This window comes from Gottfriedia luciferensis (assembly GCF_001712755.1).
GTDB classification, from domain to species: Bacteria; Bacillota; Bacilli; order Bacillales; family Bacillaceae_G; genus Gottfriedia; species Gottfriedia luciferensis_B.
Map to the genome: position 1 here is coordinate 1 of NZ_MDKC01000009.1, position 21,366 is coordinate 21,366.

Here is a 21,366-nt window from a genome sequence, read left to right on the forward strand (position 1 = left end):
AATTAAATTACCAAATTTTCGTAAAAGGAGTAGAGTGATGTTGATTTCCACTACAGGATGCTCGCTTTCCATGGGGCGAGACCTGAGCCTCCTCGGCAAGCCTGCGGGGTCTCAGCCTTCCCGCTTATCCCATAGGAGTCGAGCACCCTTCCGTTCCAATCAACTTTTTCATCAAAAAAAGTCTGCAATAGACCTTAATCAAATAGCCTTTACTTAGAGTATCTTAACTGTTGTAAATTAAGTATCTTCTAGGTCAATAAAAATGGAACATTAATTAAACTAATCAATTCAATTTGTTTTTCTTAAAATTAGTTCATAATATTTTAAACTTCTGAAAATGCCATTACTAGTGCTATTAGAATCATGAAATTACTCAAACAGATTAATATTTAAAACCATTAATAGTCATCCAGAAAATGCTAATTTCATCTTTAATTAACTGTTCATTTAATCTCCGTTTTCCTTATTGACCATTTTATATTTCAACACACAGAAAAGACGTTAAAAAAATTAACGTCTTTAGTCTTAAGATTTTTAAATTGTTTCCTTTTTTTCTTCGTAGGCTTCTTTTACTTCTGCATAGAATTGAGCCTGAGTAGTATAAAAGTATGGTGCTACATAAAACAATGCAAGCCCAAAAGTGATGATGACTAATAGACCCCAACCGATGAATGAAAGTACTAATAAAAAGTATTTCCATTTATACCCATCCATCATTCTTCTACTTAATGTAATGGCATCAAGGGCATTCATTTCTGGATAATCTTTTAAAATATAGCCAACTTGTGAATAAGCAATCGATTTGATAATACCAGGAATGATTAATAAAAGCGTCCATAATACTGTAAATAAAGTTACTAAAAACCCAACTATTATTCCTCTTATAAATTGATGACCACTTTTAAAATAGTAAAATAAGTCCGATATGCTTTTTTCCTCATCACGAATCAACTTTAAAAAGTAAACAAGTAATCCATAACCTAGTAATGTATTTATGATCGCAGATATAACTTCAATTACTGTAAGTACCCCACCTGGAATTAGTTCTTGTTGTTTTGAACTTGGAAATAAAGTTCCAGTGTAATGCTTATCTACTGGTGCATTAAGTAACATATAAATAAGTCCTTCTAAAATACCAAAAATTACTAACGTTAAAATCGCTTTTCCCCAATTACCGGATAAATGACTTTTAGCTGTTTTTTTAATTGACGAAATTCTCATCTACTCATCCTCTCAAAAAATGTCACTTTATTTTAACATGTTTATTACCATATTTTGAGATTTATTTTTAATTTTATTTTAATTTTTTTGTAATAATTGTAAATATTGGACTGCAAAACATGTTTTTGCATCATGGATTGAACCTTTTTTTAGTTCCTCTAGACACTCATCTAATGTTAACTCAAACATTTCAACAAATTCATCTTCGTCTAACGCAGCACTATTTTCTAATTTCTTTAAACCTTTTGCTACATATATATGTATGTACTCATCTGCAAACCCCGGTGAAGTATAAAAAGATTGGATATGCTCCCAATTTGCTGCTTCATATCCTGTCTCTTCTTCTAACTCTCGTTTAGCTGTTACAAGTGGCTCTTCGCCTTTTTCTAGTTTTCCTGCTGGAATTTCTAGAAGACTTCGTTCTAGCGCTTTTCGGTACTGCTCAACAAAAACAATTTTTCCTTCATTTGTAATTGGAATAACAGCCACGGCGCCAGGATGCTTTACGATTTCACGCGTACTGGTATTTCCATTCGGTAATTCTACCTTTTGATGATAAAGAGATATAACTCTTCCTGTGAATACTTTTTCTTCTGCTAGTGTTTTTTCTTCAAATTTTTTCATTTTTTTCATCACCTTGTTCTATTTAATATGGTTGTCACATACATTTTATCATTTATTTCATTTAAATACTTTCTGAAATGAGGTAGTCTGATGAAAATGTGTATGACGGAAAATTCTGTTGTCCTCGTGGGCTCCAAAACAGAAATTTTAAAAACCCTCGAAGTTATTAGTATGCAATATAAAACCGTTCAAGAATGGATTCAAAACTCAAATGGCAAGCTTCTCTATGTTGTAAAATAATACTCTTTTCCCTACAATTAAATTTGGAGGGATTTATATGAAAAAACGTAAGCTTGGTTCTACTTTATTAGAAATATCCGAAATTGGTTTAGGATGTATGTCTCTTGGGACAGAAGAAAATGAGGCGATTTCGACTATTCATGCCGCAATCGATGCTGGCATCAATTACTTTGATACTGCTGATTTATATGATTTTGGTAAAAATGAAGAAATCGTTGGAAAAGCTTTAAAAGGTCGTAGAGATCAAGTCGTTATTGCAACGAAAGTCGGAAACCGTTGGAATAATTCAAATGATAAATGGGATTGGGATCCATCGAGAGCATATATTAAAGAAGCTGTAAAAGACAGTTTACGCAGGCTAAATACAGATTATATCGATTATTATCAACTTCACGGTGGGACTATCGAGGATCAATATGAAGAAACTATTTTTACTTTTGATGAACTAATAAAAGAAGGCTTAATTCGCCATTATGGAATTTCTTCAATTCGTCCGAATGTTATTAATCGATTTGTAAATCATTCATCTATACAAGGTGTTATGATGCAATATAATGTACTAGAGCGTAGGCCTGAAGAATTTTTTCCGCTTTTCGAAAAACATACTATTTCTGTCATTGCACGTGGTTCCGTGGCAAAAGGGCTATTAACTAGTAAATGGGAAAAGAAACTATCTAACAAGGGCTATATGTCTTATTCAGAACAAGAATGTAATGATACAATCCACAAGCTTCTCGGGCTTCTCGATGAGAAACAATCCTTACATAGCTTAGCTTTACAATATGTTCTTTCTCATAAAGCAGTTTCATCATTAGCTGTTGGAGCTAGAAATAAAGAACAATTACTAGATAATATTAACGCTTACTTTGCAAAACCATTAAATTCACAACAAATCGCCCAAATAAAAGAAATTTCACTTCTTACGAAATATGAAGAACATCGTTAAGCCACTCCTTCCTTCCCTGGAAGGAGTGTTATTTCTTCCATCTACTTGCTTTTCTATCGATTTCATCTAAAAATTCTTTTCGTCCTCTTTTATATTCTGATTTGTTTTCAGCAAGTTCTTTTTTTAATTTAATATATTCCATTGCTTGATCAGTATGCGCAATCATATACTCCCTAAATGCAATATTTCGTTCAACAGCAGCATTTCCTTTTGCGTATACTTGAATATGAAAACTACAATTATCATCACATTTGATAAAAAATCTTCTGTCTTGATTAGATTGGTCCCCCAATTGTTCGTACCCTATTGTTTTTAGAACATCACTATACTCATCAAACTTTTTTAAGCATTTGACTACGATCATTAAGTCAATGATTGGCATCGCAAACATATTCGGAATTGAAGTACTCCCTATATGATAAATCGCTGCTTTCTCCGGTAATAATAGATCAATTGCCTTTTTTTCAGACTGAAAATCATCTTCCCAGGAAGTACGATAAGGTACAATTTCAATATTCTTATTCATCTGTTTCCACCTACACTTTTTTCATTTACTTCCTTTTATAGCATTCGTTAAAGGACACTTAATTATTGAAAAAATTAATTAGTGAAGTAAGCGCATAAAAAAAGATTTGATGACTTTTTACCTATCTCCCAATCCCTAGAATTAAGCTATTTCAAATTATATAACCTAATCCCTTTTTCCTTTGTCATACTTAAAAAATGTTCAAAAATCATAATTTAATACTAAATTAAATTTTGGTTAAAATACTCACAATTTCTTCTTTAATTGGTTCCTTTGAATTATAATTATTTTAGTTACTAAGATATTTAGTTACGTTAACTTTTTAGTACTTCCTATATTTTAAGGAGAGAATGAAATGTCAGAAAACCCAATCATTCGAAGTGAATTTATTCCATCTCTAATAATGGAATTTAGAAAATTTAGCACTTCTATCGTTCTTTTTAACGAAGGGCTTGCCTCAAACCTTCATTTAAATGCGACTGATTTACGATGTCGAGAGTTACTTTGCCATACTGGTCCGATTACAGCTGGAAAGTTATCTCAATTAACACATCTTTCTACTGGTGCTATAACAGGCGTTATTGATCGACTTGAAAAAGTCAACTTTGTTGAACGTATTCAAGATCCGAATGACCGTAGACGAGTAATAATTAAACCTGTATATGAACGTGATGATGAATTATCAGAGCTTTTTAAACCATTATCTGACTCTCTTTCTAATATTTTTAATCAGTATGATGACAAAGAGTTAACATTATTATTTAAATTTTGGAATGATATAAATGAATTGATTCCAAAAGAGACTAAAGCATTAAATAAGGGGGAAACTTAATGGTTTCAAAAGACAGCAAGGTTGGCTTTGTCGTAGCAGGTCTATTATTAGGAATGCTAATGGCAGCTATGGATAATACAATTGTTTCAGCTTCGATGCCGACAATTGTTGGAGAACTAGGTGGTTTAGATCAATTCATTTGGGTAACCTCTGCATATTTGGTTGCTACTATGGCAAGTATGCCGATATTTGGTAAGTTATCAGATATGTATGGACGTAAACGATTTTATTTATTAGGACTTATCATTTTCTTAATTGGTTCTGCATTATGTGGAACAGCAAATAGTATTGTTCAATTAAGTGTTTATCGTGCGATTCAAGGAATTGGTGGAGGCTCACTAATGCCAATTGCATTTACTATTATTTTCGATATTTTCCCACCTGAAAAACGAGGAAAAATGACTGGTTTATTTGGTGCAGTTTTTGGTCTTTCTAGTGTATTTGGACCACTTTTAGGAGCATATATTACTGATCAAATTGATTGGCGTTGGATTTTCTATATCAACTTACCTTTAGGTATTATTTCTTTATATTTAATTTCTCAGTTTTATAAAGAAAATCTACACCTTAGAAAACTTAAAATCGACTGGTTTGGTGCAATTACACTTGTCGGCTCTGTTGTCAGTTTAATGTTTGCACTTGAACTTGGTGGAAATGAATACGATTGGAATTCTGGTCCAATTATTTCCTTATTTGCAATCTTTGCAGTATTGTTTATCGCATTTATTCTAATTGAAAGAAAAGTTGAAGAGCCAATTATTTCATTTAGCTTATTTAAAAAGCAGCTATTTGCGGCAACTCAAGGTGTTGCATTTTTCTACGGTTCTGCTTTTATTATTACGACTGTATTAATCCCACTTTTTGTTCAATCAGTTTACGGTGGTACAGCTACAAATTCTGGTATCATTCTTATTCCGATGATGCTTGGTTCTGTTGTAGGTAGTCAGGTAGCAGGACAATCGGTACGTAAATTTAGTTATAGAAGCATTATGTTAGTTTCAGTTGTTTTATTCTTTATTGGAATGTATTTATTAAGCACATTAGACACTAACACAGCTCGATCAACCGTAACGTTTTACATGATTATCGCTGGTCTTGGAATGGGTTGCTCATTCTCACTTTTAAGCATGGCAACTCAACACAAAATTGAACCTCAAAAACGAGGCATCGCTACATCAACAAATACTTTCTTTAGAACATTAGGTATGACAATTGGTGTTACTATTTTTGGTACAATTCAAAACCACGTATTTAAAAACAAAGTAAGTGATTTACTTGGTAATTTAGGTGCATTTGGCGGAAAAGTTGATTCACGTGCATTATTATCCGCTGATGCAAGAGCTAAAATTCCACCTGAAGTACTTCATAAAATCTCGGAAGCAATGGCCCATTCTGTTGCGACTACTTTTAAATGGACACTAATTCCGATTACTTTAGGTTTTATCGCGATTATCTTAATGGGTAAAGAAAAGTTAACCTTTGAAGTAAAAGAAAATAGAGCGAAAAAAGCTCAATAAAAATAAAGCCAAATCCGATCTAAGATGGATTTGGCTTATTTTTTCATCTGAAAAACTAATTATTTTTACATTTTTCAACATTTATTTACTTTTTTTTATTATTTTAATCATTTGAACTTTAAATTCGTCATCTATTCTTATAGAGTAATAGATTTATATGAGGAGATGATTAAAATTGAATGGGAAAAAGTTAATTTTAACAGCAATGACATCACTATTGGTATATTCAGGAGTTAGCCAAGTTTCAGCACAAACAACTACTGCGAATCAGAATACGTTTAAGCCATTTGGTCCAAAAGGATTTGACCTTCAAGCACACCGTGGAGGACTAGGGCTTACAGTTGAGTCAACTTTAGCTTCATTCTCTCATGCACTTGAACTAGGCGTAAGTACACTTGAGCTTGACGTACAAATAACAGAGGATCATCAAGCTGTTATTACGCACGACCGTAAGATTACAGGTACAAAATGCTCTGACACGAAACCAGCGTTCGTTGGTGATTCGGAGTACCCATACGTTGGAAAATACATAAAAGATTTAACGCTTACTCAAGTAAGAACCCTCGATTGTGGTTCAAAAGGTCTACCCCAATTCCCTGGTCAGCAACTAAGTCCTGGTGCTAGTATGCCACTATTAACCGAGGTATTTGATCTTGTAAAGAAATATAAAGCTAAAAAAGTGTGGATGAATATCGAAACGAAAGTTGAAGCTGGAGCACCAGAACAAACAGCTCCTCGCGAGGAATTCGTTCAAATCGTTGCCAAACAAGTACGTGAAGCTGGGATGTTGAACCAAGTGTCAATTCAAAGCTTTGACTGGGGTTCGCTCAAACTTATGCATGAAGTTGAACCACGATTGCCTCTTGTTGCGCTAACGAACGGACCAGAATTTCTACAACCTGGCAAACCTGGTAAATCACCTTGGTTAGGTGGAATCGATATTGATGATTTTAATGGAAATCTTGTTACTGCGGCTCATTCATTAGGTGTAGATGCAATATCTCCAGTCCATGGGTTCCCACAGGATGGCAAAATTACTGATGCGAACTACACGCCTTATATTACTAAAAGTATGGTTGAAGAAGCTCATCAGTACGGGATGAAGGTCATTCCATGGACAGTTGATGACCAACCAACTATGCAAAAGCTTATTGATGATGGTGTTGATGGAATCATAACCGATTACCCTGACCGACTACGTGATGTGATGAATCAGAATCATTTTAAGTTACCTAAAAGCTACTCTGCAAAGTAATTCATAAATTTAATTTCAGTCTTTTATTCTCTCATTATATAATTTTTTAAAATTATTGCTTTGTTAAATTTAAATATTGATTTTTGAAAAAAGGGTGTCTATTTAGGCACCTTTTTTTATTAGAAGATAAATATATTTCCTACTCTCTATTTGTTTTCTATGAATTTTAATTTTATATCCTTTTTTTTGAAAAAATTTATTTTTTAGTTTAGAGATTTCATGTGATTTAAGTCACAAACAATGATTATTCCCCCCCTTATAATGAAGTTAGTAAAAATTGTTAGGGGGATGAAGGATGTTTTGTAACCAATGTGAACAAACTCCGGTTGGTGGTTGTAAAATTGTAGGTGTATGTGGAAAAGATGAAACAATTGCAAGTTTACAAGATACGATGGTTTATGGGTTAAAGGGAATTGCAGCTTATCGAACACATGCAGCTCAATTAGGGTATACTGATCCATTTGTGGACCAAGTAACACATGAAGCTCTTTATATGACTTTAACAAATTCAAATTTTAATTTACAAGAACACATAGATATGGCTATGAAGGTAGGTAAAGCTGCAATTCGTGTAATGGAGCTTTTAGATGAAGCTCATATAAAACATTTTGGAATTCCTGAACCTGTACAAGTTTCTTCTAATAAAATTGAAGGAAAATGCATTGTTGTTACTGGTCACAATTTATTTGCATTAGAAGAATTGTTAAAACAAACAGAAGGTAAAGGGATAAATATTTACACTCACTCTGAAATGCTACCAGCTCACGGTTATCCTGAATTGAAAAAATATCCACATTTAAAGGGTAACATTGGAAAAGCATGGTTTGATCAACGTCGTTTATTTGAAAAATTCCCAGGAGCAATTTTAGCAACCACGAACTGTGTGATGCCAATAAAAGGTAGTTATGCAGATCGCTTCTTCTCATATGAAGTGGCGGGATTAGAAGGAGTAACAAAGATTATAGAGGAAGATTTTTCACCATTAATTCAACGTGCTTTAGAACTACCAGCAGCAAATATCGAATCAGAAGAAGTAATGACTACTGGATATCATCATGAAACAGTTTTATCGATTGCGCCTGAAATTGTAGAAGCTGTAAAAAACGGGAAAATTCAACGCTTCTTTGTTGTAGCAGGTTGTGATGCCCCAGGAAAAGGTGGAGAATATTATCGTGAACTTGTAACTTCTTTACCGAATGATACAGTGGTTTTAACAACATCTTGCGGTAAATTTCGCTTTAATGATGTAGACTACGGTACTGTATATGGTACAAATATTCCTAGATTTATAGATTTAGGGCAATGCAATAATTCAGTTTCAACAATTAAAATTGCGGCTGCATTAGCAGAAAGTTTTAATTGTAGTGTCAATGAATTGCCAGTAAGTATTATACTTTCTTGGTTCGAGCAAAAAGCCGTGGCCATATTATTAGGGTTATTTAGCCTTGGAATCCAAGATATTCGAATTGGACCAAAAGCACCTGACTTTATCAATGAGGGAGTATTGAATGTATTAGTTGATACATTTGGTTTAAAATTAATTACAAATGCTCAAGACGATTTGGAAACAATATTACAAGGATAATAGCCTGAATGAACAAGGAACTTCTCTTCAATGAGAAGTTCTTTCTGTTGAAAAAGGAAGTTGTCAATTAATTTTATCACTGATAAATAAGTTGTGTGGTATGATTTCCACTACAGTGTGCTCGCTTTCCATGGGGCGAGATTCTTTAGCCTCCTCGGCAAGCCTGTGGGGTCTCAGCCTTCCCGCTTATCCCATAGGAGTCGAGCACCCTTCCGTTCCAATCAACTTCTTAATAAAAAAAAATAATCTTAAAATCAATAGATTAGTCTATTAAACGAATGAATTTCCCTTTATTAATCTAATTGTAAGTGATAGATAATCCACGACTTACAAATCATATAAATAATGATCCCCAAAAAGATATTTGTTTAATAATGACGTTAACTATGTTAAATTTTTGCAAGTTAGTTAAAAAATATATTATCAATCAATTGTCTTTCAGGTAAGAGACGATAGATAGATCATATTTAAAAATATTACAATTTCATCGAACATCATTTATTGTTCGTATTTTTTATATTGACCACAATACTTTTCAACACTCTGACTTCTCATAAAATGAGAAGTTTTTTTATTATGTTTGTTTCAAACCAATATCCAATTAATGCTGAATGTTTTCGGTCATCCTCTTACGAAAAGATGATTTAAGGGACAATAAAAAACAACTATTAAAAAATAGTTGAATTTTTATCCACCAATATAAGACATTTCAATTTTACGATTTTTATGACTTTCTTCTGTTCGGATCTCGGAGTATCTTTCATCTCGTTTTTCCCATATTGATTGTATTGTTGCTAATATGTACTTATCCGAAACTCCAGAACGCAATAACTCACTTAAGTCATAGCCTTCTGAAGCGAATAGGCAGGTGTATAGCTTTCCATTTGTAGATAGTCGGGCTCTCGTACATGAACCGCAGAAGGTTTCTGTAACGGATGAGATAAATCCTACTTCAGTATTCGTTCCTTTATATCGATATCGTTTTGCTACCTCACCAATATAATCTTGCTCTATAGGCTCCAACTGATATTGTTCTTGGATCATATCAAATAATTGCTTCTTTGAGATAACGTCTTTAAAATTCCATCCATTTGTACACCCTACATCCATATACTCTATAAATCGTAATGTAATATTTTTTTCTTTTAAAAAACGGACCATAGGTAATACTTCCGTATCATTTAGACCTTTCTTTACTACCATATTTACTTTGACTTCTAGCCCTGCTTCCCTAGCTGCAAAAATTCCGTTTAAAACTGTGGAAACGCTCATATTCATATTATTTATCTTCATGAAAACTTTATCTTCCAGAGAATCTAAGCTTACATTTACGCGGCAAATTCCGGCTTCTTTTAGCGCTTTGGCGTTTTTTGCCAAAAATACACCATTTGTTGTTAAAGTCACATATTTAATTCCTTCAATTTTTGAAAGACGTTTAACCAGTATTGGTAGATCTTTTCTTAAAAGAGGTTCCCCTCCTGTTAAACGAATCTTTTCCACACCTATTTTTGCAAACAATTTTGCTAATCGAACAATTTCCTCAAAGGATAGGATTTCATCTTTACTCATAAAGGGATAGTCAACTCCAAATATCTCTTTAGGCATACAATAGCTGCATCTAAAGTTACAACGGTCTGTTACAGAAATTCTTAAATCTCGTAATGGTCGATTGCGGGTATCGAAAATATTCGTCATTTTTTTCTCACCCCTTCTTTTGTACGGTTTTTAGTTTAGATTAGCACACAAAATTATTTCGCCGTATGATGTATGTCACAACCTTGTCCTTGATGGCCGAGTAACTTATCAATTTGCCACATAAAGTTTATCCCGCTTCAACGTCAATCTTTTCATATTCTATCTCCTTAGAGTTCTATGCTATTCAATAGCATGGTATTATAATAATAAATGTAATACCTAAAATACTTGTTTTCTGGATATATACATAAAAACATTAGTGTTCAATTATAACGGGGCGGAGATACTTTGATGGAAAAAAATAATAATAGAAAAAGTGACCTTTCAATCGTTTCTAAAGATTTGGCTTCCTTATTACAGTCAATCGGATCAACACGTTCAGTAAAAAAAGGCACCTTCTTATTTCAAGAAGGAGAAGATGCTAAAGAATTGTATCTAATTAAATCAGGAATTATCCAAATAAGTAAGGTGACTCTATATGGTGATGAATTAAATCTTCGCATTTGTCAAAAAGATGATTTAATTGGAGAATTGACTCTTTTTTCAGAAAATGCAAATTATATGCTTAGCGCTTATACTTTAGAAGCAGCAGAAGTACAGGTCATTCCTAAAGATCTATTGGAGAAAGAACTAATTAACCATGCTCCATTGACATTTGAATTTATGAAATGGATTTCTACTCACCTTAGAAAAAATCAATCTAAGATTCGAGACTTAGTGTTAAATGGTAAAAAAGGCGCACTTTACTCCACGCTTATTCGTATATCGAACTCATACGGGGAATTAATAGAAAACGGAATTCTTCTTAATATTCATCTTACCAATCAAGAATTAGCTAAGTTTTGTGCTGCTACAAGAGAAAGTGTCAATCGGATGTTAAGTGATTTAAAGAAAAAAAATGTTATTAGTTATTCTCCTGATGGAAAAATTATTATCAAAGACTTACAATTTCTTAAAAATGAAATAGGCTGTGATAACTGCCCAAAGGATGTATGTAACATAGATTAGTTCTCTATAAGACTATTAAAGTATTAAGCTGATTGAACTTGCCTTTACTTAATATTATTAAAAAATAAGTAACCTTAACCTAGGCACTAAATAGTTAAGGTTATTTTATTTTTTATTGCTTAAATTATTTTTAAAATAGATTGATCCACCATAGATCCCACTTGTATAATCAAAAAATCCCCTCCTTAAATTCCCAACAAGAAAAAAGCCCCTTAAAAAAGGGACTTTTTTACTCATCCTTTGCAACTCCTCCAACGGACCAATTTGCTTTTTCGAATTCGTTTATTAAAATTCTTACCTGCGCTGGCTGAACATCCAATGTACGACAAACAACTTCATTTATTTCTCTCATTAATTGTTTTTTTAAATCTGGACTTCTACCTTCAATCAGTTGAATTTGAATGATTGGCATAAAGTACTACCTCGTTACTTGTAGTGACATTGTCTCGATTCCTTCAAAACGTGCTTCTACAATATCGCCCTCTTCAACGTGGATCGCTTCTGTAATACCGCCCGTTAAGATAATCATCCCTGGTTCAATTTGTTCGCCGTTTTTACTTAGCATCTGCACTAACTTTACGACAGATTCTACAGGATGATCTAGTACATCAGAACTTACACCACTTTGTACTTTTACACCATTTTTATATAATTCAACGTTAATTTCATCCCATGAAGTATATGTAGGTGAATATTGTTGTTTACCAATGATAAATTTTGATGAAGATGCATTATCTGCCACTACATCTGTCAGTGTAAATGAGAAATTCTTATATCGACTATCGATTACTTCTAATGCAGGTACAATATACTCAGTTGCTTCCCATACATCTTTTGCTGTTACATCATGTCCAAATAATGGTTTATTAATCATAAATGCGATTTCTGGCTCCACCCTCGGATGGATTGAACCTTCCATCTTTAATTCATTTTCTTCTAATTCCATCGATTTTGTTAAGCGTCCATAAATCGGCTCATCAACATTAACAGATTTTTGTTTAGCAATACTTGTTAGTCCCATTTTCCAACCAATTAATGGATCTCCATTTTTAATCGCATGATCAATGCTTAATTTTTGAATTTCGTAAGCATTATTAACGTTTAATTCTGGATGTTCAATCGTAATTTTATCCATTTCTAAACCATTTTTTTGGTGCATATATATTTTATTTGCAATTTCAGTTATCATAAGTACCGTCTCCTCTCAAAAAACAGACAATTTTTTATTTGCTAACATACAAGCAACTTCTTGAATCATATCCTCTTGCCCACCGACTACTTTTTGTTTTCCTAATTCAATTAAGATATCTCTTGCATCAACATTCCATTTTTTAGCTGCTCGATTGGCATGTAATAGAAAACTAGAATACACTCCTGCATAGCCTAAAATTAGACTCCCTTTTGTAATCTCTTGTGGTGTTTGAAGAATCGGTGCAACGATTTCCTCTGCTAAGTCCATCATCTTATAGAAATCAATTCCTGTCTTGATTCCTAATCGCTCTAATACCCCAATTAACACTTCAGTTTGTGTATTTCCTGCACCAGCACCTAAGCATCGTACACTGCCATCAATTCTAGTAGCTCCTTCTTCTATTGCTACTAGTGTATTTGCCATCGCTAGAGAAAGATTATTATGTGCATGGAATCCTACTTCAATATCAAGAGACCCTCGCAAAGCAGCAATACGTTCTTTTACTTCATGTGGAAGAAACGCCCCTGCTGAGTCAACCATATATACGACATCAGCACCATAACTTTCCATTAATTTGGCTTGTTCAACTAATTTTTCAGTTGGTGCCATATGGGACATCATTAAAAACCCGACTGTTTCTAATCCAAGCTCTTTAGACATCGTAATATGTTGTTTCGAAACATCAGCTTCAGTAACATGGGTAGCTATACGAGCCATTTTTGCTCCGATTTTTGCTGCCGTTTTTAATTCTTTTACTGTTCCAATACCAGGTAATAGTAAGACAGCAATCTTTGAATGATTACACGTATTTACTGCTGCTTCGATCAATTCAAATTCATTTGTTGTTGATAAACCATATTGTAGTGAAGAACCACCTAAACCATCTCCATGTGATACTTCAATATAAGGCATTTTTGCATCATCAAGAGCCTTCGCAATTCGAACGACTTGATCTACTGTATATGAATGTGCAATTGCATGACTTCCATCTCGAAGTGCTACTTCAGTTACAATAACTTCTTTTCCAAACATTGCACTCCCTCACTTTCTTTAGGCGATTTTTTAAACGGTTTTTACAACTTCATATTGTGCAATCTCTTCTGCTACTTTTACTGCTGATGCAGTCATAATATCTAAGTTTCCTGCATAGCTTGGTAAGTAGTCCCCTGATCCTTGAACTTCTAAATAAACAGTTACAGTTGAACCATCTATAATTGGATCCATTCTTAAACGGTACCCTGGAACATACGCTTGAACCTTTTTCACCATTTGCTTAACGGATTGAATCATGCTTTCATGGTTAAAATCTTCATTCGTAACTTTGCAATAAACTGTATCTCTCATCATAATTGGCGGTTCTGCAGGATTTAAAATAATGATCGCTTTTCCTTTTTTAGCCCCACCAATCTCTTCAAGTCCTCGAGCCGTTGTTACAGTAAACTCATCGATATTAGCACGTGTACCAGGACCGGCACTTCTTGAGCTAATTGTTGCAACGATTTCAGCGTATTCAACTTCTGCAATTTGACCTACTGCATGAACGATTGGGATCGTTGCTTGCCCACCACATGTTATTAAATTGACATTGCTTTCGACTATATGTGAACCTAAATTGACAGGTGGTACGACAAATGGCCCAATTGCCGCTGGCGTTAAATCGATCACACGCTTCTTTAATTCACCAAGTACTTTTGCATGATGAAAATGAGCTTTTGCAGAAGTCGCATCAAACAATAAATCAGCCAGTTCTTTTCGTTCAATGAAACCTTGAATACCATTATCGATTACTTCAATTCCTAATTCTTTTGCACGATTTAACCCATCAGATTCTGGATCAATTCCGATCATTGCTGTTAATTCTAGAAATGGATTATTCTGTAATTTCATCATTAAATCTGTTCCAATATTCCCCGAACCAATGATTCCAACTTTTAATTTATTCATAAATAGCACCTCATTTATTTAAATGAAATCGAGACGTCACCTAATAATGGAAACTTCGCAGTAAATAAGTCCCCAGCATTTACATTAATTGCAGCTGATAAAGCTCCTGATAAAATAATTTCTCCTGCATTTAGAGAGATTTCAAATTCGCTTAATTTATTGGCTAACCATGCTACACAATGAATTGGGTTTCCTAACACTGCTTCTCCCTTACCTGAATTCATCAATTCTTCGTTACGATATAATTCCATCGTAACATTCGGTAAGTCAATTTCCTTTACATCGAAACGCTCATTGCCAAGAACAAATAAGCATGATGAAGCGTTATCGGCTACTGTATCCTCTAATCGAATCTTCCAATTTTCAATTCTACTATCAACTACCTCAATTGCAGGGACAATATAATCTGTTGCATTTACTACATCCTCAAATGTAATATTTGGACCGATTAAGTCTTTTTTTAAGACAAATGCAATTTCAGCTTCTACTTTTGGTAAAATCATATTTGCAACTTGTACTTCACCGAAATTAGGAATATTCATATCTGTTAGTAAGTGACCGTAATCTGGCTCATCTACCCCTAATAACTCCTGCATGGCAATCGAAGTTAATCCAATTTTTTTCCCGATAATTTTCTGCCCTTTTTTCAATTTTTCTTCAACATTTGTTAATTGAATTTGATAGGCTTCCCTTTCAGTTAATCCAGGAAAAACTTCAGTTAAAGCTTTTATACTAACTCCACTCTCTTCTGCTTCTTGTAGCAGAATCGTAAGCTCGTCTACACTAGTAATCTTCACTTTCTCACGTCCCTTTTTAATTCTTATAATTTAATCGTGATATTCGATAATTCACTATAAAACTCAAAGCTATGAATTCCACCTTCACGACCTAAACCGCTTTGCTTCATTCCTCCAAATGGTGTACGTAAATCTCTTAAATACCAAGTGTTTACCCAAATAATTCCGGCCTCGATTTGATGAGCAACACGGTGGGCTCTGCGTAAATCATTTGTCCAAATTGTTGCACCTAAACCATAATGAGTATCATTTGCCCATTCAATCACTTCTTCTTCCGAATCAAAAGGCATAACTGTTACGACGGGACCAAATATTTCTTCTCTTACACATCTAGAATCACGACTTAGCCCAGTAATGATTGTCGGTGTGATAAAGCACCCTTTTTCAATTGATGCTGGTCTACTACCACCTGTTAAAATAGTTCCGCCTTCTTCTTTTGCAATCTCGATATAAGATAACACTTTTTCATAATGTTCTTTACTAATGACCGCACCGACTTTTGTGCCTTCTTCAAATGGATCGCCAATTTTTAATTCCTTTGTTTTTGCGACAAATTTATCAATAAATTCATCAAAGATTGATCTCTGGACGTAAATTCTAGATCCACATAAACAAACTTCTCCCTGATTCATGAAAGATGATTTTAAAGTTGTTTCAATCACTTCGTCTAAATCTGAATCAGCAAAGATGATGTTTGGATTTTTTCCACCAAGCTCAAACGATAATTTTTTTAACGTTGGAGCTGCCGCCTTCATAATTGCTGAACCTGTTTTTGTTTCACCAGTAAATGTGATGGCATCAACATCTCTGTGCTCTGTTAAAGCTGAACCTGCCGCATTTGCACCAAATCCGTGTACGACATTTACAACTCCGTCAGGTACGCCTGCATCTTTACAAATTTCAGCTAAGACTGTAGCTGTCATTGGTGTCCATTCAGCTGGCTTCATAACTGCTGTATTGCCAGCCGCTAAACAAGGTGCAAGCTTCCATGTCAATAATAATAAAGGTAGATTCCATGGGTTAATCATCCCAACTACACCAACTGGCCTACGATATGTATAATGTAAGGCAGTTTGATCTTGCATATGAGACTCAGAGCTTAACGTTGTAATATAGTCAGCGAAAAAATAAAAATTATGAGCCGATCTAGTAATATCAACTTCTAAAGCAAGATCATATGGCTTTCCAGTATCCATTGCCTCTAACGCCGCTAATTCTTCTTTTCGAGCTAATATTCCGTCGCCGATTTTTCTTAATACTGCCGCTCTTTGATTGCTAGTAAATTGTTTCCACTCACCTTTTAAAGCTCGTTTTGCTGCTTTTACTGCTAGATCAATTTCTAACTCGCCACCTTCAGAAACAGAACCTAGCACTTCTTCGGTCGCTGGATTAATATTTAAAAATGTTTTTTGATTAAAGGAAGGAATATATTGTCCATCAATAAAATGCTTACAATCAATCGGTAATGTTTTATTTTTCTTCTCTGTAACTTGCATAATAGGCACCTACCATTCTAATAGAATAAAAGGTGACACGAGTGCCACCAAATTTTTCAATCCTCTATTTCTACTACCATTTCAATTTCGATCGCTGTATTATGTGGAAGCTGTGCCATCCCAACAGCAGACCTAGCATGTTTTCCTCTTTCACCAAACACTTCTACTAAAAGGTCAGAAGCTCCATTCATCACTTTCGGATGATCATAGAAATCTTCTGTGCTATTTACGAAACCTAATATTTTTACAATACGTTTTACTTTCGAAAGTTCACCTAATTCGTACTTTAATACACTAATTAAATTTAACATTGACTCTCTAGAAGCAGCATAACCTTCCTCGAGCGTTAACTCTCGTCCAACTTTCCCATGGTATTCATCTACACCTTGACCAGATGTAAATAGTAGATTACCAGTACGAACAGACTTTACATAATTACCTGAAGCCGGTCTTATTGGTTTAAGTGCATAACCTAAACTTATTAATCTATCTTCTGGAGTCAATACTTTGTTTTCCATGAAGTAAATCTGCCTCCTTAATATTTAAAAATTTCAGGGCATTTTTGCCTAATATCGCTTCTTTCATTTCTTTATTAATATCCATTTGATTAATCACTCTTCCGGGTGGCGTTTCCCTTAATAAGAAAGGATAATCCGAGCCCATCACAATTTTGTCATAACCAAATCGGTTAATTAAAAATTGAATATTAATAGGATCATAGTGAAGAGAATCAAAATAGAAATTATTTACATAATGACTTGGTGGATAGGCCGTTTTCCGCAAATGAGGCCATACCTTCCATCCTTGATCTAATCGAGGTAGAATAAATGGGAATGATCCCCCGCCATGTGCAAAACAAATCTTTAATTTCGGATATTTTTCAATCACTCCGCCAAATGTTAAGCTAGCTGCAGCTAAAGCTGTTTCGCTCGGCATTCCAACCGTGTACATAAAGTTATGATCTGGAGTTCGATCCTTCGCTAATGTTTCCCACGGATGAATAAACAATGGGACATTCCATTTTTCAGCCATTTCAAAAAATGGACTAAACTCATCACTGTCTAAATTTGTTCCATTTACATTTGTACCAATTTCTAGTCCACTTAATCCAAGCGTATGAATACAGCGATCCATTTCTTGAATAGCTATTTCAGCGTTCTGCATTGGTACTGTCCCTAATCCAATAAACTTTGAAGGATTTTTTTTCACTGTATTTGCAATGAAATCATTTTGAATCTGAGCCATTTCCAATGCAACTGAAGCTGGTGCCCAATACGAAAAGGTAACTGGAATTGGCGATAGCACTTGCATTGTTACATCCTCATTATTCATATCCTCAATTCTCTTTTCAGGACTCCAAACTTGATCAGTTACTTCCCTAAATACTTTTCCAGCAACCATAATATTGGCACCGCATGAACATGTCGGTTGTAAAATAGGCCATCTTTCATGACCGTATTTTTCAAAAAAATTCGGTAAATCAAAAGGAATTATGTGTGTATGAAAATCTATACGCATACCCATTCATCCGCTTCCTCTTTCATGACATGACCACAGTTTTTACATGTTCTTAATTCAAGGCTAGCATTGAAATGTTCAATTGCTTCTTTTACTTGCGTACCAATATCCGTTAATTGAACTGTCGTTTTATGCATTTCTTCATTACACTCATCACAGAACCAAACAAAGCTTTCTAATTCACCTTCTGCTCTTTTTCGTTCAAGCACAATTCCATATGAATCTTTTACTCTATGAGGTGAATGTGGAACAAAAGAAGGAAGCATAAAAATTTCACCTTCTCCTACTGTTACAACTTCACGCTTACCATCCGGTGTAATACACTCAACATAGCAATTGCCTTTAATTTGATAGAAAAATTCATCTGCAGGATCGATATGGAAGTCTCTACGTTTATTTGGACCTCCAATAATCATTGCAGCATACTCTGAATCTTCCCAAATAACTTTATTATTAACTGGTGGTTTTAATAGCTCTTTATTATCCTCAATCAATTTGAAAATATTAAAAACTCGACTTTTAAGATTCATTTCTAATCCTCCAATTAATCATTTTTATTTGAATTTAAGTAAGCGCTATCATTATGCATTAATATAACCAAGCTGATTTGAGACTGTTTTAGCAGTTTTCACAACATCCTGAATCATTCGACCAATGTCTTGGCTCATCATATACGAAACTGGTCCAACCATATTTAATGCTGCAAAAGTTTGACCGGTATATGTTTGAATTGGAGCTGCAATTCCGAATAATCCTAAATCATTTTCATTGTTGCTAATGCTATAGCCATTCTCTTTAATCGCAGTCATTTCTTTTTTTAATGCATCAATAGTCGTAATTGTATTTGTTGTATAAGCTTCAAAGCCTCTTTCAATCGTTGTTTTTAAGTATGCTGGATTATATGATAGTAGAATTTTACCGGTACTCGTACAATAGGCAGGCCGTTTAGCACCTATAAATGTTGGGACAGGGATCGAATGTTTAGAGGAAACTTTTAAGACAAATCTTACGTCCCCTTTATCAAACATTCCGATATGAACGGTACTATCATAATTTTTTAATAGATTTTCTAATAATGGAATGGCTTCACTATATATGTCTTGTTGATACATAACGTGATTACTCCATTCAAGCAACTTCCAACCGAGTCGATACTTTTTCTTACTATCCTGAATTAAAATCCCTTCAGCACAAAGAGTTCGAACTAAATGATGGACCGAGCTTGCATTCATATTTAACTTTTCAGCTATTTCTAAATTTCCTAGGACTGGTTCTTCTACTGTAAAGCAATCTAATATTCTAGAAATCTTTTGAACTGAAGAGATCATTAGATCCCCTCCTCTTTGGTGCTAAAAAATTTCATAAAATCCCTGCTTTCTAAAATTAATCAGTTAACTTTAGAATTCGCTAGATTAGTCGATACTCCTTTTAAGTTTTTTGCTCCGTTTAACGCATCGTCCACCATACTAAACGTTTTCTTACGTTTCATTTGGTTATAGTAAATTGCTCTTTTTCGAATTGGATCACCAGTATAGTATCTTTCATATTGAAGTGCTCTTTGTCCAAAAGCTTCTCCACATAAATCCCATGCAAGTTTGAATAATTGAATTCGGTCTAAAGAGGATACACCTTCACGTCCAACATAGTATTTATCCATTGCATCTCTTAGCTCAGGATGTTCAAAGTCTGCTTCTGTTGGTGACATTAATAAGCCACCTGCACCAATTGTTTGAATCACTTCAATTGCTCTTGGGTACATAGTTGGAAGCAAGCCACGAATCGTCTCAAGTGGTTCCCATGCCGGTCTTACTTCGCCTGAAGGTAATGTCTCATACTCTATTTCAGAAACTCGAAGTAACGCACGAATTGTTTCAACTGATTGTAGTAATTCACCTAAGTCATTTTGGACATTTAAATAAACATCTACTCCAATTGAATCAGCTAACCTACATGCTACCTCTACTGCAAAAGCTAATTTTACGTAGCCTCTTACGCCAGACTGGTGAGCAGGCTGTTGTGCAATACCTGTTTTTGGGTATAGATTATTTGCAGCTTCAACATTATTATGAATAAATACACGATTCCAAGGAATTAACACATCCTCAAATACAAGAACAGCATCCATTTCTTCGAATCTAGATGCTAATGGATGATCAAAAAATGATCTTTTACCATCTTGCATCTGCTCTCTACATAAAATTTTTAATCCCGGCGTGTCAATCGGAAGTGCAAATGCTAAAGCATATCGCTCATCGCCTTCGTGGAAACCAGGGAATGAATAAATAATGACTTCATCTGTAATTGGCGCTAATGTTGCAAGCATTTTAGCTCCTCTAACGACTAATCCATCAACCGTTTCTTCAACAGCACCTAAATGAGTAAATAAATCTTTTTGTTCATAAGATGGCTTGCTACGATCATTTTGTGGATTAATAATTGCGTGCGTTAAGAAGATGTCGTTATCACGAACAAATTTGAAATAATTTTGGACATTTTTTGACCACTCTGGATTATATTTATCTAAAAACCATGAATTACTTGCCATTGAAGTTAAAACAATGTTCAAGAAATCAGGTGTTCTTCCCATTAAACCAAATGTTGACTTTGCATATGCTTCGAACAAATCTCCACGCTTTTTAATATCTTCAGATGATTTAGGCACTAGAAATGCATTAGAAATTCGCTCACCAGTTTCTTCACAAATATGTGTGATTTTGTCTTGATAAGCTGGATCGAACTGCATATCATATAATTTTGCAATCTCAAGAATCGGTTGTTTGAAAACTGGGTGGTTTACGATATCTTCTACCTTTTCTCCACCTAGCCATACCTCTGGCTTTCTAGATTTTAATCCATCAATATATTGCGCCCCTGTACGAATACCCATTTAATAATTCCTCCACTCCGATATGTAATTTTTTTAACATTTGTTTTTTAAATCGAATTCGGAAATTTTTTAAAGCGCTTTCA

22 protein-coding genes are annotated in these 21,366 nt (G+C 34.3%); 7 read left to right on the top strand and 15 right to left on the bottom strand.

Annotated features, from left to right (window positions below; translation table 11 throughout):
* Positions 1-534: 534 nt before the first annotated feature.
* Together BED47_RS08755 and BED47_RS08760 are read right to left on the bottom strand one after the other, a co-directional pair.
* Positions 535-1,221 carry a DUF975 family protein gene (locus tag BED47_RS08755; RefSeq protein WP_069033358.1) on the bottom strand — a complete coding sequence of 229 codons (687 nt, stop codon included), beginning with the start codon at positions 1,219-1,221 and terminating at the stop codon, positions 535-537.
* 78 nt (positions 1,222-1,299) lie between these two features.
* Positions 1,300-1,845 (bottom strand): NUDIX domain-containing protein, encoded by a 546-nt coding sequence (locus tag BED47_RS08760; protein WP_069033359.1) that lies wholly within the window; start codon positions 1,843-1,845, stop codon positions 1,300-1,302.
* A gap of 102 nt (positions 1,846-1,947) precedes the next feature.
* Here BED47_RS08760 and BED47_RS24505 point away from each other — a divergent pair, with 102 nt between their 5' ends.
* Both BED47_RS24505 and BED47_RS08765 read left to right on the top strand, forming a co-directional pair.
* Positions 1,948-2,085 carry a hypothetical protein gene (locus tag BED47_RS24505; protein ID WP_368072856.1) on the top strand — a complete coding sequence of 46 codons (138 nt, stop codon included), beginning with the start codon at positions 1,948-1,950 and terminating at the stop codon, positions 2,083-2,085.
* A 37-nt stretch (positions 2,086-2,122) separates the two neighbouring features.
* The gene (locus BED47_RS08765) at positions 2,123-3,031 is read left to right on the top strand and encodes an aldo/keto reductase (protein ID WP_069033360.1); all 909 of its coding nucleotides are present in this window, start codon (positions 2,123-2,125) and stop codon (positions 3,029-3,031) included.
* Positions 3,032-3,059: 28 nt separating this feature from the next.
* Here the strand turns inward: BED47_RS08765 and BED47_RS08770 are convergent, their stop codons facing one another.
* Entirely contained in the window at positions 3,060-3,557 is a 498-nt protein-coding gene (locus BED47_RS08770; RefSeq protein WP_069033361.1) for a GrpB family protein, read from the bottom strand.
* Between the two features lie 355 nt (positions 3,558-3,912).
* Between BED47_RS08770 and BED47_RS08775 the strand changes: the two genes are divergently transcribed.
* From BED47_RS08775 to hcp, 4 genes are all read left to right on the top strand, one after another.
* Complete coding sequence (locus BED47_RS08775; RefSeq protein ID WP_069033362.1) at positions 3,913-4,389, top strand: MarR family winged helix-turn-helix transcriptional regulator; 477 nt, start codon at positions 3,913-3,915, stop codon at positions 4,387-4,389.
* Positions 4,389-5,906 carry an MDR family MFS transporter gene (locus BED47_RS08780; protein ID WP_069033363.1) on the top strand — a complete coding sequence of 506 codons (1,518 nt, stop codon included), beginning with the start codon at positions 4,389-4,391 and terminating at the stop codon, positions 5,904-5,906. Before BED47_RS08775 ends, BED47_RS08780 begins: the two co-directional genes overlap by 1 nt.
* A gap of 175 nt (positions 5,907-6,081) precedes the next feature.
* On the top strand, positions 6,082-7,161 hold the full coding sequence (locus tag BED47_RS08785) for a glycerophosphodiester phosphodiesterase (RefSeq protein WP_254664574.1): 1,080 nt from the start codon (positions 6,082-6,084) through the stop codon (positions 7,159-7,161).
* Between the two features lie 295 nt (positions 7,162-7,456).
* On the top strand, positions 7,457-8,746 hold the full coding sequence (hcp, locus tag BED47_RS08790) for a hydroxylamine reductase (RefSeq protein WP_069033364.1): 1,290 nt from the start codon (positions 7,457-7,459) through the stop codon (positions 8,744-8,746).
* A 687-nt stretch (positions 8,747-9,433) separates the two neighbouring features.
* On the opposite strand, the gene moaA is transcribed toward hcp, so the two are convergent.
* On the bottom strand, positions 9,434-10,441 hold the full coding sequence (gene moaA / locus BED47_RS08795; RefSeq protein WP_069033365.1) for a GTP 3',8-cyclase MoaA: 1,008 nt from the start codon (positions 10,439-10,441) through the stop codon (positions 9,434-9,436).
* Positions 10,442-10,732: 291 nt separating this feature from the next.
* Between moaA and BED47_RS08800 the strand changes: the two genes are divergently transcribed.
* On the top strand, positions 10,733-11,449 hold the full coding sequence (locus BED47_RS08800) for a Crp/Fnr family transcriptional regulator (protein ID WP_069033366.1): 717 nt from the start codon (positions 10,733-10,735) through the stop codon (positions 11,447-11,449).
* Between the two features lie 229 nt (positions 11,450-11,678).
* Here the strand turns inward: BED47_RS08800 and BED47_RS08805 are convergent, their stop codons facing one another.
* Genes BED47_RS08805 through BED47_RS08855 form a run of 11 tightly spaced genes read right to left on the bottom strand, consistent with a single transcriptional unit; the run spans position 11,679 to position 21,283 of the window.
* Complete coding sequence (locus BED47_RS08805; protein WP_069033367.1) at positions 11,679-11,861, bottom strand: tautomerase family protein; 183 nt, start codon at positions 11,859-11,861, stop codon at positions 11,679-11,681.
* 6 nt (positions 11,862-11,867) lie between these two features.
* Positions 11,868-12,638, bottom strand: coding sequence for a 2-keto-4-pentenoate hydratase (locus BED47_RS08810; RefSeq protein WP_069033368.1), 771 nt, complete (start codon positions 12,636-12,638; stop codon positions 11,868-11,870).
* A 15-nt stretch (positions 12,639-12,653) separates the two neighbouring features.
* Positions 12,654-13,673 (bottom strand): 4-hydroxy-2-oxovalerate aldolase, encoded by a 1,020-nt coding sequence (gene dmpG, locus BED47_RS08815; protein ID WP_069033369.1) that lies wholly within the window; start codon positions 13,671-13,673, stop codon positions 12,654-12,656.
* A gap of 30 nt (positions 13,674-13,703) precedes the next feature.
* Complete coding sequence (locus tag BED47_RS08820; protein ID WP_069033370.1) at positions 13,704-14,585, bottom strand: acetaldehyde dehydrogenase (acetylating); 882 nt, start codon at positions 14,583-14,585, stop codon at positions 13,704-13,706.
* A gap of 14 nt (positions 14,586-14,599) precedes the next feature.
* Positions 14,600-15,382, bottom strand: a complete 783-nt coding sequence (locus tag BED47_RS08825; RefSeq protein WP_091021055.1) for a 2-keto-4-pentenoate hydratase — start codon at positions 15,380-15,382, stop codon at positions 14,600-14,602.
* 23 nt (positions 15,383-15,405) lie between these two features.
* A complete protein-coding gene (locus BED47_RS08830) occupies positions 15,406-16,878 on the bottom strand; it encodes an aldehyde dehydrogenase (protein WP_069033371.1) in 1,473 nt (490 codons plus the stop codon).
* Between the two features lie 56 nt (positions 16,879-16,934).
* Positions 16,935-17,396, bottom strand: a complete 462-nt coding sequence (locus BED47_RS08835) for a RidA family protein (protein ID WP_069033372.1) — start codon at positions 17,394-17,396, stop codon at positions 16,935-16,937.
* Positions 17,365-18,402: an amidohydrolase family protein gene (locus BED47_RS08840; protein WP_175403475.1), complete on the bottom strand. Its 1,038-nt coding sequence runs from the start codon at positions 18,400-18,402 to the stop codon at positions 17,365-17,367. Before BED47_RS08840 ends, BED47_RS08835 begins: the two co-directional genes overlap by 32 nt.
* On the bottom strand, positions 18,387-18,926 hold the full coding sequence (locus BED47_RS08845; protein ID WP_069033373.1) for a 3-hydroxyanthranilate 3,4-dioxygenase: 540 nt from the start codon (positions 18,924-18,926) through the stop codon (positions 18,387-18,389). The genes BED47_RS08840 and BED47_RS08845 overlap by 16 nt, the downstream gene beginning before the upstream one ends.
* 51 nt (positions 18,927-18,977) lie before the next feature.
* The gene (locus BED47_RS08850; RefSeq protein WP_069033374.1) at positions 18,978-19,724 is read right to left on the bottom strand and encodes an IclR family transcriptional regulator; all 747 of its coding nucleotides are present in this window, start codon (positions 19,722-19,724) and stop codon (positions 18,978-18,980) included.
* Between the two features lie 59 nt (positions 19,725-19,783).
* The gene (locus tag BED47_RS08855; protein WP_069033375.1) at positions 19,784-21,283 is read right to left on the bottom strand and encodes a 4-hydroxyphenylacetate 3-hydroxylase family protein; all 1,500 of its coding nucleotides are present in this window, start codon (positions 21,281-21,283) and stop codon (positions 19,784-19,786) included.
* Between the last annotated feature and the right edge of the window lie 83 nt (positions 21,284-21,366).

Excerpts from the sequence above, each read along its gene's own strand:
- BED47_RS08820 (WP_069033370.1), bottom strand. The coding sequence starts at position 14,585 with ATGAATAAATTAAAAGTTGGAATCATTGGTTCGGGGAATATTGGAACA.
- dmpG (WP_069033369.1), bottom strand. The coding sequence starts at position 13,673 with ATGTTTGGAAAAGAAGTTATTGTAACTGAAGTAGCACTTCGAGATGGA.
- BED47_RS08845 (WP_069033373.1), bottom strand. The coding sequence starts at position 18,926 with ATGAATCTTAAAAGTCGAGTTTTTAATATTTTCAAATTGATTGAGGAT.
- BED47_RS08855 (WP_069033375.1), bottom strand. The coding sequence starts at position 21,283 with ATGGGTATTCGTACAGGGGCGCAATATATTGATGGATTAAAATCTAGA.
- moaA (WP_069033365.1), bottom strand. The coding sequence starts at position 10,441 with ATGACGAATATTTTCGATACCCGCAATCGACCATTACGAGATTTAAGA.
- BED47_RS08810 (WP_069033368.1), bottom strand. The coding sequence starts at position 12,638 with ATGATAACTGAAATTGCAAATAAAATATATATGCACCAAAAAAATGGT.
- BED47_RS08760 (WP_069033359.1), bottom strand. The coding sequence starts at position 1,845 with ATGAAAAAATTTGAAGAAAAAACACTAGCAGAAGAAAAAGTATTCACA.
- BED47_RS08840 (WP_175403475.1), bottom strand. The coding sequence starts at position 18,402 with ATGGGTATGCGTATAGATTTTCATACACACATAATTCCTTTTGATTTA.
- BED47_RS08780 (WP_069033363.1), top strand. The coding sequence starts at position 4,389 with ATGGTTTCAAAAGACAGCAAGGTTGGCTTTGTCGTAGCAGGTCTATTA.
- BED47_RS08775 (WP_069033362.1), top strand. The coding sequence starts at position 3,913 with ATGTCAGAAAACCCAATCATTCGAAGTGAATTTATTCCATCTCTAATA.
- BED47_RS08770 (WP_069033361.1), bottom strand. The coding sequence starts at position 3,557 with ATGAATAAGAATATTGAAATTGTACCTTATCGTACTTCCTGGGAAGAT.
- BED47_RS08835 (WP_069033372.1), bottom strand. The coding sequence starts at position 17,396 with ATGGAAAACAAAGTATTGACTCCAGAAGATAGATTAATAAGTTTAGGT.
- BED47_RS08805 (WP_069033367.1), bottom strand. The coding sequence starts at position 11,861 with ATGCCAATCATTCAAATTCAACTGATTGAAGGTAGAAGTCCAGATTTA.
- BED47_RS08800 (WP_069033366.1), top strand. The coding sequence starts at position 10,733 with ATGGAAAAAAATAATAATAGAAAAAGTGACCTTTCAATCGTTTCTAAA.
- hcp (WP_069033364.1), top strand. The coding sequence starts at position 7,457 with ATGTTTTGTAACCAATGTGAACAAACTCCGGTTGGTGGTTGTAAAATT.
- BED47_RS24505 (WP_368072856.1), top strand. The coding sequence starts at position 1,948 with ATGACGGAAAATTCTGTTGTCCTCGTGGGCTCCAAAACAGAAATTTTA.
- BED47_RS08850 (WP_069033374.1), bottom strand. The coding sequence starts at position 19,724 with ATGATCTCTTCAGTTCAAAAGATTTCTAGAATATTAGATTGCTTTACA.
- BED47_RS08755 (WP_069033358.1), bottom strand. The coding sequence starts at position 1,221 with ATGAGAATTTCGTCAATTAAAAAAACAGCTAAAAGTCATTTATCCGGT.
- BED47_RS08830 (WP_069033371.1), bottom strand. The coding sequence starts at position 16,878 with ATGCAAGTTACAGAGAAGAAAAATAAAACATTACCGATTGATTGTAAG.
- BED47_RS08765 (WP_069033360.1), top strand. The coding sequence starts at position 2,123 with ATGAAAAAACGTAAGCTTGGTTCTACTTTATTAGAAATATCCGAAATT.